Here is a 15,815-nt window from a genome sequence, read left to right as displayed (position 1 = left end):
CCTCCAGAGCACACTTTTGCAGCGTCCATGTCGGCGGACGACAGCGCCGGCGACAGGCGCTCCAATGCCTGTCTGCCCTACGGTCGAGGCCATAGAAATGACAGCCGCTTGAAATAAAACCCGAACATGAAAGCTTGGGGCCCCCCCGTTGGATGCCAGACGTTTCCGAGGAGGCCCTTTGAGAAGACTCCCGCTTGCGCTGTTCGCCGTGTTGATGCCGGGCCTGTCATGGGCGGGTGTCGTCTGGAGGGGAGACTTCGAGACGGGAGGCATCACCCAGTACACCCGCGCGCAACGGGTGAGCGCGGACCGGTTGCAGATCGTGCAGTCGCCCGCCTTCCAGGGCCGCTACGCCCTCAAGGCCACGGTGCGTCAGGGCGATGATCCCATCGACTCGAGCGGCAATCGCAACGAGCTCGTCTACATGGGGCAGGAGAAGGAGGGCTCGGAGTACTACTACCGCTGGCAGGTGATGTTCCCCACGGACTACCCGAGCGTGGACGCGTGGCAGGTCTTCACCCAGTGGCACCACTCGGGGTGCTGTGGCTCGCCGCCGGTGGAGTTCTTCGTCAAGGGCGAGGAGATGCGGCTCACGCTCTCCGACAGCGTCACGCCCTGGAAGACGAAGCTCGTGCGCGGCGTGTGGCACGACTTCGTCTTCCACGTGAAGTGGTCCTCGAGCGCGTCCGTGGGCTTCGTGGAGCTGTGGCTCAATGGCCAGCGTGTGTTGTCCAAGTACAAGTACGCCACGCTGTACGAGGGCGATGGCGTCTACCTGAAGCTGGGCCTCTACCGCAGCGACACCGTGAAGCCCGTGGGCGTCGTCTACCACGATGGCTACACGCAGGCGACGCAACTGGCGGACGTGATGCCCCCTCCAGCACCCCCGCCCACGCCGGTGGACGCGGGCACGCCGGCTCCCGTGGACGCGGGCACTCCGGCACCGACGGACGCGGGGACTCCGGGGCCGGTGGACGCGAGCACGCCCGGATCCGGGCCCGGGACGGAGACGCCTCCAGCGGGTGAGACACCGGTGGACTCCTCGTCGCCCACGCCGGGAACGGGAACCGTGCTTCCGCCGCCGGGGGAGCAGGCCCACGCCGTCGGGTGCTCGAGCACCGGCGGGGCGCTCGGAGTCCTGGCGCTGTGGGGGCTCGCGGGACTGCTGCGGCGGTGGCGGCGCTGGTAGACGCGCCTTCGCGCTCGCTACCCATCCTCGTGGGGCTGTCGTAAGAGGCACCCCCCGAGGAGGAAGTCGAGATGAGCGATGCGCGTGAGAAGGCGGTGCCCCACCTGAGCCCGGAGGAGTTCCGGCGACTGGGTCACCGGATGGTGGATTGGATCGCCGACTACTGGGCGCGGCTGGAGTCCTTCCCCGTGCGCGCGGCGGTGGCGCCGGGCGAGGTGGCGGCGAAGCTGCCCGCGCATGCGCCCGAGGAGGGCCTCGAGGGCGCCGAGGGCTGGGAGGCCATCTTCCGCGACCTGGAGGACGTGGTGCTGCCGGGCCTCACCCACTGGCAGTCCCCTTCTTTCTTCGCCTACTTCCCGTCCAATGCCTCGGGGCCCGCGGTGCTCGGCGAGCTGCTGTCCGCGGGCCTGGGCGTGCAGGGCATGCTCTGGTCCACCAGCCCCGCCGCCACCGAGCTGGAGACGCGTGTGCTGGACTGGCTGGGCGAGCTGCTCGGCCTGCCCGCCACCTTCCTCTCGAGCTCGGGCACGGGGGGAAGTGTCATCCAGGGCACCGCCAGCGAGGCCGCGCTCGTGGCGTTGGTGGCGGCGCGCGAGCGGGCGCGGCGCGCGCTCGGCCGCGAGGCGGAGTGGGTGGCCTATACCTCCACCCAGACGCACTCCTCCGTGCTCAAGGCGGCCATGCTCGCGGGCGTGGCGAACGGAGCGCAGGACAGCGTGCACGTGCGGCAGATCGACACGGATGCCGGCTACGCCCTGCGCCCGGACCTGCTGGAGAAGGCGGTGCGCGAGGATCTGGCCGCGGGCCGCCAGCCCCTCTTCGTGTGCGCGTCCCTGGGGACGACGTCCTCCGGAGCGATGGATCCGGTGCGCGCCGTGGGCGAGGTGTGGGAGCGCACCGGGGTGCGCGCCTCGGGCGGGTGGCTGCACGTGGACGCGGCGTGGGCGGGCTCGGCGCTGGTGTGCCCCGAGTACGCGGCCCTGCGTGACGGGCTGGACGTGGCGGACTCCTTTGCCTTCAACCCGCACAAGTGGCTGCTCACCAACTTCGACTGCAACGCCTTCTACACGAGGGATCGCAAGGCCCTGGTCGACGCGCTGAGCGTGACGCCCGAGTACCTGCGCAACGCGGCCAGCGCGAGCGGCGCGGTCATCGACTACCGGGACTGGCAGGTGCCGCTCGGCCGCCGCTTCCGCGCGCTGAAGCTGTGGTTCGTGCTGCGCCACTATGGGGCCCGGGGGCTGCGCACGTACCTGCGCGAGCACATCCGGCTGGCGGAGCGCTTCGCCGCGTGGGTCGAGGAGGACGCGCGCTTCGAGCTGGCCGTGCCCCGCTCGCTCGCCCTGGTGTGCTTCCGGCTCAAGCCCCGGCCGGGCGAGGTGCCGGGGGACACGGACACGCGCAACCGCCTGCTGCTGGAGCGGCTCAACGCGAGCGGCCAGGCGTTCCTTTCCCATACGGTGCTGCCCGGCGTGGACGGGGCGCCGGCGCGCTATGTGTTGCGCCTGGCCATCGGCGCGGTGCGCACCGAGGAGCGGCATGTGCGCGCGGTCTGGGAGCGGCTCGTGGCGCTCGCGGGGAGTGGGGAATAGCGGGGCGCGCCCGACGGTAGAGGTCGAGTCACCGGGAGGAACGCCTGAAGTCGACTCACAGACCCACGAGGGAGGAGCTGCTGGCCGCGGTGGGAGCGAAGATGCAGGACGTCATCGCTCCCGGCCTGAAGGTCCTCTTCTGCGGCATCAACCCGAGCGTGTACTCGGCCGTCGTGCGCCACCACTTCGCGAGGCCGGGCAACCGCTTCTGGCCGGCGCTGTACGCCTCGGGCTTCACGGACCGGTTGCTCTCCCCCCACGAGCAGGGGGAGTTGCTCGTGCGTGGCTACGGCATCACCAACGTGGTGGAGGAGGCGTCGGTCGCGGCGGACTCGCTGACGGCGCGGGACTACGCCGAGGGCGGTCGGAAGCTGGAGGCCAAGGTGCGGCGCTACCAACCGCGCTACCTGGCGGTGCTGGGCATTGGCGCGTGGCGCACGGCGTTCGGCAAGCCGAAGGCCCTGCTGGGATTGCAATCGGAGCTGCTGGCGGGCACCCGCGTCTGGGTGCTTCCCAATCCGAGCGGACTCAACGCGCACTACCGCCCCGCGGACCTGGCGCGGATGTTCCGCGAGCTGCGTCTGGCGGTGGCGGCGGGCGGCTAACGCACGTTGCAGGCCAGCCGGTACCTGAGTCCATCCTGCGCGCTGTTCTGTTTATGGTAGGTGCCCTCGCTGGACAGAAGGTGGGGATAGAGGTTCAGCGTCCAGCTCTCGCCAGTGGCGGTCCCATTGGCGGACGCATGGACGACGCATTGACCTTTTTCGGCCTCGGGATGATCGCCTTGGAACACGCTGGAGCCACTTCCCTGGAGCGCACCATCCAGGTGACAAGTGGAGATCACGCTTCCGTCCGACATGACGTTCACGAGGTGCTGGATGCTGAAGCTCGTCATGCCAGTGTGGACGAACAGGAGACAGTCGTAGGTCCGCGTCAATGTGAGGGCGGCGGCGGCCTTGGATGGGCTCTCTTGAAGAGAGACGACAGTGTTTGTCGGGGGGCGGTCGGAGGGTTCACCAGGGCCACAGGCGCTGGCGAGAAGAGCGGTAAGGAGGAGGGAGGCGAGACGCATGGGAGTTCTCCCGTGAGAGCGGTTGGGCGTGTAGGAACCCTACGCGTCGAGTCTCGGAAGGCTGTATCGACCGAAAGTGGTACGTGCGGGCTCTTGCGTGCATGCGCTCACCGTGCTCTTCGGGGGGGCCGCCGGAGAGGCTCCTGTCATGCCGACGAAAACCCGTTTGTTCATCCCCGCGAGAAGCTCTGTCTCGACACCCATCGTCGTCCCGATGCTTCTGGTCCTGGCGGTGCTCGTGTCCCCAGTGGGGTGTTCCACGGGGGTATCCGGCGAGTTCGTGGCGTTGCAGCAGGGTGGACATGCCCCGGTTGGTGGAGGCGTTGGATGCCACGCCAGGCTCGCCCCTTCGCGAGGCTGGCGAACCTCATCCGCCGCGCCCATGGCTTCCGCAATCCCAAGGCATTCAGGGCGATGAGACTGCTGTGCCGCGGGGCATGGAGTTCACTTCGCCATTGCCAGTAGCGGCGTAGCCCCTCGCGGTAGATGCAGGCGGCTGGGGACCGAGCCCTGGAGCGCCGACAGATTCGACTGCAACCCGGCCAGCAGGGCAGCGGAGCCCAGGCGCTCTGTCAGGCACAGCCGTGGCTTTCTGGCACCCCAGGTCGTGCCCCTGTCTCATTCGTGCCTCGAACTCTCGCGGGGACTTGAGTCCCATGGCCATCGCTCGGCTCCGCACTCCCTTGAACCCCAGTCCTCGGCCCTGCCCAATCGACGTACCGAAGATCCCAACTTGTTGGGTTCAGCACCCCGTCCTTACTTATCAATTCCAAACCGCCGAGGCTGGCGCGTCTCTCGTAAAAACAGGTCTCTGACGCTCTGACTGGTAGGCCCGGTTGTGTGACTTTTTTGGTCGGACGGGGCTTCCCACTTTCGTTGGGCTGTGCTACCTGTTTGGTCGTCAGCCAAACCAAAGTCATTGGTGCTCTGGAGGTGCCATCGTGCCGAGCGAATTTCATTCGCACCGGAAGGGGATCCGTCTGTCCATGAGTTCCGCCCGCTCTCTTCCTTGTGTTGTGCCTCCTGGCGTGTGCCAGCAACACGAAGCCCCCGGCGTATGCCTCCACGCGAGATGCGCTCGCGGACTTGGACGAGTTCGGTGCCCTGTTGGTGAAGGCTGGGCTGCCCACGGAGTTGCTGCCCACGGGCCGGGACTTGTCCCCGGAGAACGCCACGCAGCTCCGGCTGCACTTCCACCTCTTCCCGCCCAAGGCCTCGGAATACGCCCCGTCACTGGTGGCGGACGTCCTGCTGCTCGATGTGGCGCTCAAGAATGAGGCCGTCCCTCGGTCGGAGCTCAGCCGCCGCGTCCAGGAGTTCCAGCCCCTCGTGGTGCTGCGGCCTGACGGCCGGCGGACTCAAGCCGCACAAGCCCTTCCAGGTGGGCGACTTCCGCTACGAGGCGGTGCGCCCCCTCGTCGTCCACCCCGACTACGACACCCTCCTGCTCGCCACGAGAGAGCCGCTCCAAGGCGGCTCGGTGAAACTCGTCGTCCTCAAGCCCATCGTCATGGAGCATGGGCGTGAGGCCCGACACCGAGCCTTGGAGGAGGTGAGCCTCTCCAAGGCCTTGCGCCACCCCAACATCGCCACCGTGTACGGGTATGTGGTGCACGACGAGCTGCCCTACATCGTCATGGAGCACCTGCGTGGCTGCTTCCTCCTCACCCTCATGGACGCGGCCTGGTTGGTGGGGCGCAGGCTGAGTCCCGATTTCGCGGCGTACGTCGCCGCGGAGGTGGCGGACGCGCTCGACTACGCGCACCGCTGCGAGGACGACGAAGGCCACCCCCTCAAGCTCGTCCACCGCGCCGTGGGGCCCATGCGCATCCGCTTGGGGGACAATGGCCGCGTCAAGCTCACCAACTTCGGTGCCGCCTACTCGGAGTTGCTCGGCCGCATTCCCACCCGGCGGGGGCTGCTCCGGGGAGACCCGGCCTACATCGCCCCGGAAATCCTCCTCGGCTTCGTCAAGCCGGAGGCTCGCCAGAGAGACCCACTCACGCCCCGGAAGTTGGATGGCCGGGCCGACATCTTCTCTCTCGGCCTGGTGCTGCTGGAGATGCTGCTCTCCCGCTACCCGTTGGACCCTCCCGACAAGCTGTGGGAGGACCTCGAGGAGCGCTTCCCATCCGAGGTGCGCGCCGAGCGCTCCACGCTGCTGCCGCTGGAGACGCTCGCCAACCGCGTGCTGCACTTCGGCCCGGACGAGGTGGAGTGCGCGGCCAAGGAGCTGCCCGGGCCCCTGCGGAAGGTGGTTTCTGATCTGCGCAAGCTGGCGGCCCACCCGGACGTGGAGCAAGGCGTCCTTCCCGAGCCCCCGGACCTCAAGTCCGACGAGCCCGGCGGAGTCCACTGAGGCGCACCGTGGCCCACGCCAACAAGAAGAAGGCGCCGCTTGCCACCCAAGTGGGGACGGCTGCACGCGAAGCGCGCTTGCGCGCCGGGTTGACTCAGGAAGAGCTGGCCGAGCGGGCCGAGCTCGCGACGGAAGTGTATGGGCGCCTGGAGCGCGGCCTCATGCTTCCAAGCCTTCCTTCGCTGCTGCGGTTGTGCCGCGTGCTGCGGGTGGACGCCAACACCCTGCTGGGCTTTTCCACCGAGAAGCCCCCCGCCTGGCTCGTGGAATCCCCTCCGGCTTCGAGTGAGCCACCAGCCCTCCGACGGCTCCTCCGCACGGCGCGCCTGTTGACGCCCAAACAGCTCACCGTGCTCGGCAATGCCGCCCAGGCCATGGTGCCCAGGCCCAGGTGGCAAGCTGCATGGGCCTCGCCACGGCTGTCTACGGCCGCATCGAGCGGGGGTACATGACGCCCAGCTTGCTCTCGCTCATGCGGCTGTGTGCAGTCCTCGAGCTGGATGCCAACGCGCTGCTGGGGTTTACCTCCTCGACACCGCTGCCCTGGCTTGTGTCGGAGCCAGCACCTGCCCACGCGCGGCCCGCTGTCTCCAGGCTCCGTCCGTTGTTGCAGCGCTTGCCGCGGCAACAGGTGCTCGCGCTCGCCAACCTGGCCGACTGCATGCTTCCCACCCCTGAAACACGGGACCCAGGTGAGCCGCAGGGCACGGAAGATTCATAGAGGCGGCCCATGGAACCTCAAGAACTCCAGAAGTCCCTCGGCGGCGTGTGCCGCGTGGCACGCGAGCGGCTGCGGCTCACCCAGGCCCAGGTGGCGAAGCAGGCCTGCCTCGCTCCCAACGTCTATGGCCGGATTGAGCGTGGCGGCATGATGCCGTCCGTCCCCACGCTGCGGAAGCTGGCCGTTGCCCTCGGCATCTCCGCGGACGTGCTGCTGGAGTTGAGCCGGGCCGACGTGGCGCCCTCCCTGGCGGCACCAACCCCCGAGGGCAGCCTCTCTCAGGAGTTGCGGCAGCTCGTGCGCATGCTGCGCGGGTGGAGCCCCGGCGAGGTGAAGCGGTTGATGCGCGTGGCGAAGGTGCTGGAGGGCCCGCCCGACGAGTAGCCGCGCCTCACGAGTTGGAGCCGGGGCCAGGGGCACGAGCCGCACCCGTTCTGGAGGGGTTCCGGTGTGTGCTACCCCTGGCTCCGGCGACAAGTCCAAGAGGGGAGACGCCGCACGTCCGCGGCCTCCTGCGGCGGCATGGCGCCTCCCATGCCGTGCTGGCTTTCCGAGTCAGGAGGACGCCCCACTCCCATGCAAGCCCCGCCCTTCAAGCCCCCTGAGTACGGTGACATGGTGGGGAACTACCGTGTGGAGGAGAAGCTGGGCGACGGTGGCTTCGGCTTCGTCTACAAGGTGGAGCGCGCGGGCCGTTACTTCGCCATGAAAGTCATCCGCGCCCGCGAGTTGGAGAGCTGGGGCCAGCGGGAAATCACCATCCTCCGGTACGTGGTGCACGAGAACGTCGTCCGCTTCCGGGCGTGTGACAGGTGGCCGGACCCGGACCATGGTTACCTGTGCTTCATCATGGACCTCGTCGTGGGCCGGACGCTCGAGCAATGGGCGCTGGAGGAGAACCCCACGGCGCGCCAGGTGGTGCGCATTCTCCTCGAGGTGGCGCTCGCGCTCGCGGACATTTTCAAGCAGGGAGTGCTGCACCGGGACTTGAAGCGGGAGAACATCCTCATTCGGGACTCGGACGGGCGGCCTGTCCTCGTGGACTTCGGCATTGGCTACCTGGCGGGCGAGCCCACCATTACCGGCGAGCGCTACCTGCCGGGGACGGACGAGTACCGCACGCCCGAATTCGTCCGCCATGAGCAGGACACCTCCAAGGGCAAGGTGGGCTATAGGCCCGACGTGGGCGACGAGCTGTGGGCCCTCGGCGTCACCCTCTACTGGCTCCTCACCGACGTGCTGCCCTTTGGCCACCGCGCTGAAGGGGGCCTCTACGACAGGATTCTCACCCAGACGCCGCCCGCGCCTCACGAGCGCAACCCGCGCGTGCCCCCGGCACTCGGCGTCATGTGCATGCGCATGTTGGAGAAGGGGAGGGCGGCGCGCTTTCCCGACTACGTGGCGCTCTGCGGCGCATTGGACGCCGCCCTCGTCGCGGCGCAGAAGGACGAGCGCTGGGACGTGCCGCTGATGGACCCGGACGCGCCGGACGCGACGCCCACGGTGAAGGTGCCCGGCATGGGGCCCCCGGCAGGGGAGGAGCAGGCGGGCCTCGTGTGGAAGGCGGACCGCCCTCGGCGTGGGCGCAAGGCCGCTCAGAAGCTGCAACCTGTGCTCGAGAGCGACGGCACCCCGGCCGTCTTCGCCCCCCTACCGGCGAAGGTGGCCGAGCCTGCGGCCCCCGCGAAGGTGGCGCAGGCCGCGGCCTCGCCCGCCGAGGCCCTCGTGGCGGTGTTGGCCGAAGTGGCGCCGCAACACGCCTGGGAAGGCCTGCCGCCGCCGGTGCCCGAGTCCGCCCTTCCGTCTGCACCGCCAGCGGCTGTGGCCCGGGCGGCACCAGCTCCACGGCAGGCCCTGCCCCCCCACGCAACCCGCGCCTCCGCGGAAGGCGCGTGGCCCCCTCCGGCGGGCACTCGCGCGCGTCTTCTCCACGAGCCTCGGCATGCTTCCGGTGCGCACCCCGGCGATGGCGTCCCTCCCTCTCGCCGCGCTCCTCTTGGTGGTGGGTGCGCTGGCCCTGGCGAGCGCCAGCGTGTGGGGGGTGCATACGCGCCCGGCGCCCGGCTCGCCTTCCACGGCGCGGTCGGTGGCTTCGGCTTCACCACTTGTCGAGTCTCTGCGGCAGAGCCCTACTGCCCAGGCCTGTGCCGTCCGTGAAGTGGCGAGTTTCAAGGAGTGGCCTGAAGCTGGGGTGGGCGCGGCCTTCTACCTGCCCCCCACCCCCGCGCCCGGATTCGCCACCATGCTTCGCAAGGAAGACTCCCGCTCGAGGCCCGAAGAGACGCCCGCTCCTCAGTCGCAGCGCAAGGCCATGCGCGCCCGTTTCATGGAGAAGTGCGTCGGCGCGGCCTGCTGCGCCGTCTTCGGCGCCTGCACCGGGGCGCCCGTGCGCCCCACGCCCGAGCCCGAGGCGTGCTTCTCCAAGGCTCTGGCCACCATGAAGGAGCTGGACATCGACATTGACGACAAGGCCGGTGGCACCTTCCCCGTCGTCGGAAGTGCCAAGCCCGTTTCCGTGCAGGAGTCCACCACGTTCGCGCTGGAGGACGACCTGGGGAAGTTGAAGGCGGGCACTGTACTTTCCGGCCGCCTCATTTTTGGGGAAAGCCGCGTCTACGGGCGCTTCACGCAGGCTCGTTATCGTGGGGAGACCTGGCCCGTCTGCTTCGAGCTTTATTACCGAGGGACACGGGGCACCGGGTATATGCGTGACAGCGGGCCCAGCTCGCCTGTGATCGGCTCCACGGCGGACGTCCATGCGGTGGACCGCTTCGAATAGAGAAGTACGTGGGCTTGGCGGGCCGCGGGCCGGGCACTTCGAGCAGGGATGTGTGGTAGAGGCCCCTGCTCCCAGGGCGAGTCCCCGCGCCCTCCTGGAGGTTGACCGTCCGTGCTCCCCGCCTCTCCTGTCGGCCTCCTGGCGCTGGCGCTCGCGTCCACTCCTGCCGACGTGTCCGCGGCTACGGCCGTGGATGAGTGTGAGTCACAGAGCCCGCGCATCGAGTTATCCGCCTTCCCCTCCGCCAAGTCTCCCGTGGTGTGCATCGGCTCGGGCTTGACCATCAACTTCCGCTTTGACGCGCCCCTCCAGCGGGAGTCCCTGAAGCTCGAGGACCGGGGCTGGTTCCTGGACTGGGCAGTGGGACAGCAGACCGTCACGCTGGTTCCCCGCGACAACCTGGTTGCTGGAAGACGGACCGACGTGACGGTGTGCTTTGCGGACGATGCCGCACCGCCATGCACCACCCTCGTGCTCCTCGTGCATCCCGGCCTCGGCATGCAGGAGGTGAAGGTGCTGCGTCAGGCACGCTCGGTGGCCTACTTCCAGCAGATGGCGGATGAAGCCCAGGATGAGGTTCAGCAGCTTCGGGCAGAGGTACAGCAACTTCGTTCTGAACGTAGCGTGCCGGACGGATTAAGAGGCGCCCTCGCCTCCGGCCTGGTGGATGGCGACAGGGGTGTTGCCGTCAAGGACCTGACGTGGGACGTGAAGGAGAAAGAGGGCAACGCTCTTATCCATCGCACCGTGACGAGTTACCGCGCCAAGGAGCGGGTCGCGGTGGAGGTGTACCTCACGAATCTGGGCACGATGCCTTGGACGGCGGCGGGTGCGGTGCTGCGTAGCGCCAAGGGCGAGGTGTTGAAGCCGCTCCCACTCTGGCCGCCCGAGCCCGTTCTTCCTGCCACCCCAGGAGAGGAGCTCAAGCGGGGCCGCGTCGTGGTGGAGGTACTGGCCACGGAGAAGGAGGCCCAGGGCACGTACACGCTCATCCTCTGGGATGCGGAGCGACAGCGCACGGTCACTCTCGGCAACGTGACGTTCCCGTAGAGACCGCAACCACACCTGTCTTGGCTCACGCCGATGTGGTCTGTCGCACCGAGTACAAATTGGTCATACAGAAGCACCATGGAATCGGCGCTAGCCCAAGCTTGAATCTCGTCTTCGCTATCCGCCAGGCGATGTTGGTCCAGAGGATTCCGAGGTTGCGGGCTTACCGCAAACGTCGGTATCCTAGATCTACCAGTGACGTTGCCGAGCCATCTACACGCCAATTGGTCCTGCATTCTGAATGCTCGAATCCACTATCATGACAAGTGTCTCCAACGCTTCACCCGAGCTTCGGCCTTTGTGTCCTGCTCACCCCGAAACGCTCGAAGTGAAAGCGTGCGAGCGCTGTGGGAGCTACTTCTGTGCTCATTGCGTAAGCAGTGGTGGGCGCTGCCAGGAGTGCCTCCTCCACTACATGGAGGCAAGCCCTTCCTCGAAAAATCGCGCCAAGCGTGCTGTGTTGTCCCTGCGTATCTTGGCGGCATTGGGGATGTTCAAACTGATCGTCAATGTCTGGGGGGTCATCCTGTGGGATGTGGTTCTGCCTAGTCGCCCAGACTCCAGATATGTGGACATTTACGTGCCGACCGTGTGGTTTGTGGCAGGTGCGTTTTATGTGCTCTTGTCGCTCACGGCTGTTGCCTGTTTGATGTGGGTGCACGCCGTCGTCCGGCAGATGAATGTGTGGGGTGCCAACGTGGGGGCAACGCCAACATGGGCCGTGGTTTGCTGGTTCGTACCCTTTGTGAATCTCATCAAGCCGCTTATGATTGTGCGGAGAATTGTTGAGGAATTGGGGGGCCGCGGGTTGGTCGCCGCGCTGAAACTGCGCGTTTGGTGGGGGGCATTGCTCCTCTCGCGGATCCTGTACGGCGTTCTCCAATCTCTAATGCGCCCTGTCTTGGTCTCGCTGCTCGTAACCACAAAGCTCCTAGTCGAGATTGGTTTCTGGACGTGCGCCCTCATTGCTGTATTCCTCACTCTCCGGATACTCCGCGAGGTGCAAATGCGGCTCGAATCTCGCCGGAATTGCTTTTGAACGCCCCTTGCATTTCGAGCGCCAGAGGTGGAACTAGACGCATGCGGTTCCTGAGTCTGCGTCTCTCGAACCGTCAGCACTCCAGAGTTCTGTAAGACCGGTGGCAGCGCAGCGCCGCACCACTTCGGGTGTATGTCAACTTTGGTGCCGCTCGGCCGCGCGGTAGAGCTGGGTGAGCGAATGGTCGAGTAGCGCCTGTCGCGAGGCCATGTAGCGCCGAGCCCGAAGGAAGGGCAACCAGACGCGGTTGCCCACCAGCACCTGTGCCTCCTCGAGTTTCTGGCGCGGAATCCACCTGCCGCCGAGGTTGCGCACCAGCACTTCGCCCAGGTATGCGCCAATGGCGGGGACCGCGTGCTCGTCAATGACTTCCCGCAGGCGGCGCTTCGGGAATTCCTCCCGCCAGAAGTAGAAGTCGGCGTCCGTGAGCGACTCGGGGGTTGCCTTGAAGACGGAGGGCACCTGCGAGTGCAGCAGTGCCACGAGGTGCTCGGCGTAGAGACTGTACTGCTGGAGCGCACGCTCGACGTTCTCCACGTCCGGGGGGAGGGCAGAGTTGGCGGGGCGCCACTCCTCGGGCTCGGCAGGTTGCCAGGCGTTGAGCTCGGCAATCCGCTGCTGGCGCTCGTGGCTGGCGGCGCGGTCCACCACACGCGAGAGGAGTGTGGCCATGTCTGGGTGGAAGCGAGGCTCCACGGGGGTGAGCCTGGCACTGCGCTCATGCAAGGTGCGTAGCACGGTGTCGAAGTCGAGGTCCGGCCGAAGGTGGGCGTGGGCGCGGGCCTGGGCGAGCCGGGCTTCCTTGCTGGCGAAGTCCGCAACCGTGGGCCAGGTCACCAGGAGGATGGAGCCGTTGGGGAGTTCCTCCACGCGGTGGGCCGGCGTGGACAGCATGCGCTCGCGGCCCACGGTCTCCACCAACTTGGGGCCGAAGACGTTGAGCCAGAACACCTCGTAAACCTTGTCGAAACCGTTCTGCCGCGAAGTCTTCTCGTCGCGTCCGAAGCGGGGAGAGCCCGCCAACTCCGCGTCATCGGCGCTGTGAGCCCGAGCATGTGTGACTGGATAGCGGCAAGCCCAGGCGCGCACCATCTCTACGATGTGGAGACAGCGCTCCTCTTTCGCGAAGAAGGAGAGTGCCTTGACCTTGACCACGACATCCAGCATGGGCAGAAGGGGCGGCAGGTAGAGACCGAGCAGCATGTCCACCGCGGGCCATCGTGCATGATAGAGCCCACAATGCGTGTATCTTTGGCTGCCCCGCTCTTCTAGCGCCCTCAAGACGGCATCGCGAGTGTACTCGCGTTGCCGCTTGCCTTTGACGACATCCGGCATCCACTCACCGGCGTGTGCCTCAAGCACCTGAAGAAAGACCTCAAGCTCGCTCTGCCGTGCTGCCTGCGAGTCGAAGGAGCCTTTGAAATCCAAGCGAAGGCTGTCATCCTCGCTCGCGTCGTAACCTTCCATCACCTTCATTGAAACAGTACCTCCACTCCCGGAACTGCCTGCTCGGCCGCAGTCACGACTGAATCCAGGTCATCTATTTTCATGGGCTTGAGTTCACCGCCCTCATAGATGAGGCGAACTCTCGAAACCTGCACCTTCCTGCCGTCCGGGAACAGCGAATGGAGAGACTCACGGCGGATGTCCAGCCGCTCTCCGTACTTTTGCAGAGCTTCCCTCGCGTCCTCAATCACCTGCGCTGTCAACGCATCTGGGTCCAACCGAGAAAGATCCCTACTCTTGAAGCTGAACGTCTCCACGCGCCGTGGCCGTCCGCCGAGTTCGCCCTCTTCGATGACGAGCACATCCGCGTAGCGCAGGCCGGGGCCCGGCTTCCTCACGCCCACCTGCACTTCAACACGGGGCTTGTCGAAATCTCCGAGGAAGCGGCGCTGTAACCGAGGCCTCGTCGCGTCCTCTCGCAGCAGCTTCACCATGTCGGCCTCGAAGGCCATCCCCCGGGCAAACCACGCGCGCATCCGCTCGTAGGGCTCCCACCTGAGGGGGCCCTCGGTGGCCGTGCCCTTCTCCACCTCCCGCTGGCGCTTCTCGTAGTAGTCGACGTACTCGCGCCAGCGCGGGTTGCCCCGGGCCTCGGACGGCGGGGCGGCGAGGGAGGGGCGGTGCTTCTCCAGCACGCCCATGTCCCTGGGAAGACGCGGGCCCGTGGCCTCGAGCTCCACGGCCGCGAGCTTCGCCTCCACCACTGCCGGCGTGTGGCCGACTCCCTCGTCCACGAGCGAGGCCAGTGTGCCCAGGCGCCCCTCGGCACCGGCCTTCGTCGCGGAGGGGCGTGCGGCCTCCCCGGCACCGTTCTCCGCGCCAGCCTTCAGGGGCTGGGAGCCCGTAGCCCCAGGCTTCGCCCTGGACATGAGCGGCCGAGCCCTGGCCACATCTCCCCCTGCCTCATGCAGCGCCAACGCGGCGTCGGCCCCGCCCACGGCGACGAAGCGGCCTGCCTCCCGGCTCGCTCGCACCTCCCGCACCAACTCCCGCAGGCCCTCCAGGCTCATCGCCCCTTTGAACTGCCGTGCCGTCTCTGTCAGGGCCCGCAGGCGCGCTTGCGCGACCTCCACCCCGGAAACGATGCGCAAGCGCATACCCGCGGCGCCTTCTCCCTTGGAGAGGTTGCGCAGACCCTTGCCACCCGCGATGAGGCCCAGCACCAGTGCCGGAGCCACCTCGCGCGTGCCCTCCTCGAGCTCTCCCTTCCAAAGCAGCTTCCCGCCATGGAGGGTGGTGGCGACAGAGTGGTAGGCGCCCAGCGGCACACCAAAGGTGAGCTCGTCAAAAGCACTCACCGCCATGCTGTCCGCCGCGGCGTTGCGCATTAACTCCTGCTCGGCCGTGGCGAGTGCCTCCTGGTATTCCGGCGGCAGTTGGAGTCGTATGGGAAGGAAGGCGAAGTCCCGTCCGCCCCCGGCCATGAGTGAGCTGGAGAGCACGTCCTTCCCAGCTCGCACCAGGCCCCGGCCCAGGTCTCCGAGCTCGGAGTCCCGGTCCACGCGGGCCGTGGGTTTCAGACCCCGCTTCTCCAATGCCACCTGGAACGCGGGCAGCAGCGCGAGGGTTTCCGCCAGCCGCTTGTCCTGGGCCAGCAGGAACAGAATCTCCCTCAGGTCATCGTCATAGGCGGAGTCGACGCTGTAGACGGCGAGCACCTGCGCGTTGAGGCGCCCATAGGCCGCGGGGGCCTTCACGAGGAGGGACTTGCGCTTCTCGTTGAGCTGGCGGGCAATGTCCTCGCGCGGTGGGCCCAGGGCGCCGAGTCGCACGGCGCTCCAGTCGTCCAGCACCTCCAGCAGCCGGGGCATGTCCACCCGCTCCTGGAGGGCGAGGACTTCCCCGGGCGAGGTGCAGCTGAGGAAGGGAGCCAGCAGCGCCTCTCGGCTGGAGGAGAAGTCGGGCCAGCCCGGGGGCACGGCCTGCCCTCCGCACGAGGGCGGCTCCTCGGGGGCGGCCGCGCTGGCCACCTCGTACACGGGCGCCTCGCCCGAGTTGGCCAGGGCAGCGTCCGGGCCCAGTCCGCGGGCGCTGCGGCGGCGGTGCAGCCTCTCCTGTCCGCCTGGATTGCCAGAGAATGCGTGCTCGCTCGCCTCTGGGAGAGCAAGAGGGGCGGGCGCCTCGAGCGGGGGCATACCGGCCCCCGTCTCTCGCCACGTGGAGAGGGAGCGCGGGCCCTCGGCGGTGCTGCCACCCTGTCGTGGTGCCAGCGTGACGCAGCCGGTGGAGAGCAGCACGGCCACCAGCAGCGCGGCCCACCTGTTCGCTCGGGCCTCAGCGCGCATTGTCCACTCCTAGTCCCAGGGAGGCGTAGGCACCCGGGCGCAATGCCCCGTCCGCATTCGGGTACAGCAGGGTACCGCCCTCGGCCAACGCGTACAGCTTGTGGCCGAAGCGCCAGCGCACCTGGCCCGAGTACAGGTGGCGTGCCCCCGGTTGGCCCAGCCCCAGCGCCAGCCCACTCAGGGCCACTGTGAACGTCATGAAACCCCCAGGCAGAGGGCTCCT

The 15,815-nt window shown here is 67.6% G+C and carries 14 protein-coding genes and 1 pseudogene; 11 read left to right on the top strand and 4 right to left on the bottom strand.

Annotated features, from left to right (window positions below; translation table 11 throughout):
• Positions 1–178: 178 nt before the first annotated feature.
• From CYFUS_RS44970 to mug, 3 genes are all read left to right on the top strand, one after another.
• Positions 179–1,189, top strand: a complete 1,011-nt coding sequence (locus CYFUS_RS44970) for a polysaccharide lyase (protein ID WP_095990829.1) — start codon at positions 179–181, stop codon at positions 1,187–1,189.
• Between the two features lie 71 nt (positions 1,190–1,260).
• The gene (locus tag CYFUS_RS44965) at positions 1,261–2,781 is read left to right on the top strand and encodes a pyridoxal-dependent decarboxylase (protein WP_095990828.1); all 1,521 of its coding nucleotides are present in this window, start codon (positions 1,261–1,263) and stop codon (positions 2,779–2,781) included.
• A 101-nt stretch (positions 2,782–2,882) separates the two neighbouring features.
• Positions 2,883–3,386, top strand: a complete 504-nt coding sequence (gene mug / locus CYFUS_RS44960) for a G/U mismatch-specific DNA glycosylase (protein ID WP_095990827.1) — start codon at positions 2,883–2,885, stop codon at positions 3,384–3,386.
• On the opposite strand, the gene CYFUS_RS44955 is transcribed toward mug, so the two are convergent.
• Positions 3,383–3,853, bottom strand: coding sequence for a hypothetical protein (locus CYFUS_RS44955; RefSeq protein WP_157759015.1), 471 nt, complete (start codon positions 3,851–3,853; stop codon positions 3,383–3,385). The genes mug and CYFUS_RS44955 overlap by 4 nt on opposite strands.
• A 1,273-nt stretch (positions 3,854–5,126) precedes the next feature.
• On the opposite strand from CYFUS_RS44955, the gene CYFUS_RS44950 reads away from it, so the two are divergent.
• From CYFUS_RS44950 to CYFUS_RS44915, 8 genes are all read left to right on the top strand, one after another.
• The gene (locus CYFUS_RS44950) at positions 5,127–6,212 is read left to right on the top strand and encodes a protein kinase domain-containing protein (RefSeq protein ID WP_157759014.1); all 1,086 of its coding nucleotides are present in this window, start codon (positions 5,127–5,129) and stop codon (positions 6,210–6,212) included.
• An 8-nt stretch (positions 6,213–6,220) separates the two neighbouring features.
• The gene (locus CYFUS_RS44945; RefSeq protein WP_095990824.1) at positions 6,221–6,664 is read left to right on the top strand and encodes a helix-turn-helix domain-containing protein; all 444 of its coding nucleotides are present in this window, start codon (positions 6,221–6,223) and stop codon (positions 6,662–6,664) included.
• On the top strand, positions 6,661–6,933 hold the full coding sequence (locus tag CYFUS_RS44940) for a hypothetical protein (RefSeq protein WP_095990823.1): 273 nt from the start codon (positions 6,661–6,663) through the stop codon (positions 6,931–6,933). The genes CYFUS_RS44945 and CYFUS_RS44940 overlap by 4 nt, the downstream gene beginning before the upstream one ends.
• 9 nt (positions 6,934–6,942) lie before the next feature.
• On the top strand, positions 6,943–7,317 hold the full coding sequence (locus tag CYFUS_RS44935; protein ID WP_095990822.1) for a helix-turn-helix domain-containing protein: 375 nt from the start codon (positions 6,943–6,945) through the stop codon (positions 7,315–7,317).
• Positions 7,318–7,509: 192 nt separating this feature from the next.
• Complete coding sequence (locus CYFUS_RS44930) at positions 7,510–9,090, top strand: serine/threonine protein kinase (protein WP_198316356.1); 1,581 nt, start codon at positions 7,510–7,512, stop codon at positions 9,088–9,090.
• An 85-nt stretch (positions 9,091–9,175) separates the two neighbouring features.
• On the top strand, positions 9,176–9,712 hold the full coding sequence (locus CYFUS_RS44925) for a hypothetical protein (RefSeq protein WP_157759012.1): 537 nt from the start codon (positions 9,176–9,178) through the stop codon (positions 9,710–9,712).
• A gap of 111 nt (positions 9,713–9,823) precedes the next feature.
• The gene (locus CYFUS_RS44920) at positions 9,824–10,762 is read left to right on the top strand and encodes a DUF2381 family protein (protein ID WP_095990819.1); all 939 of its coding nucleotides are present in this window, start codon (positions 9,824–9,826) and stop codon (positions 10,760–10,762) included.
• Positions 10,763–11,177: 415 nt separating this feature from the next.
• On the top strand, positions 11,178–11,801 hold the full coding sequence (locus CYFUS_RS44915) for a DUF4328 domain-containing protein (protein ID WP_157759011.1): 624 nt from the start codon (positions 11,178–11,180) through the stop codon (positions 11,799–11,801).
• 135 nt (positions 11,802–11,936) lie between these two features.
• On the opposite strand, the gene CYFUS_RS44910 is transcribed toward CYFUS_RS44915, so the two are convergent.
• The 3 genes and pseudogenes from CYFUS_RS44910 to CYFUS_RS44900 all read right to left on the bottom strand — a co-directional run.
• The gene (locus tag CYFUS_RS44910) at positions 11,937–13,277 is read right to left on the bottom strand and encodes a hypothetical protein (protein ID WP_095990817.1); all 1,341 of its coding nucleotides are present in this window, start codon (positions 13,275–13,277) and stop codon (positions 11,937–11,939) included.
• Entirely contained in the window at positions 13,274–15,592 is a 2,319-nt protein-coding gene (locus CYFUS_RS44905) for a hypothetical protein (RefSeq protein ID WP_232537173.1), read from the bottom strand. Before CYFUS_RS44905 ends, CYFUS_RS44910 begins: the two co-directional genes overlap by 4 nt.
• Positions 15,582–15,782, bottom strand: a pseudogene (locus tag CYFUS_RS44900) (hypothetical protein); the annotation flags it as partial. The pseudogene CYFUS_RS44900 and the gene CYFUS_RS44905, both read right to left, overlap by 11 nt.
• Between the last annotated feature and the right edge of the window lie 33 nt (positions 15,783–15,815).

The organism is Cystobacter fuscus (assembly GCF_002305875.1).
GTDB classification, from domain to species: domain Bacteria; phylum Myxococcota; class Myxococcia; order Myxococcales; family Myxococcaceae; genus Cystobacter; species Cystobacter fuscus_A.
This window is presented reverse-complemented; position numbering and strand designations above follow the sequence as displayed.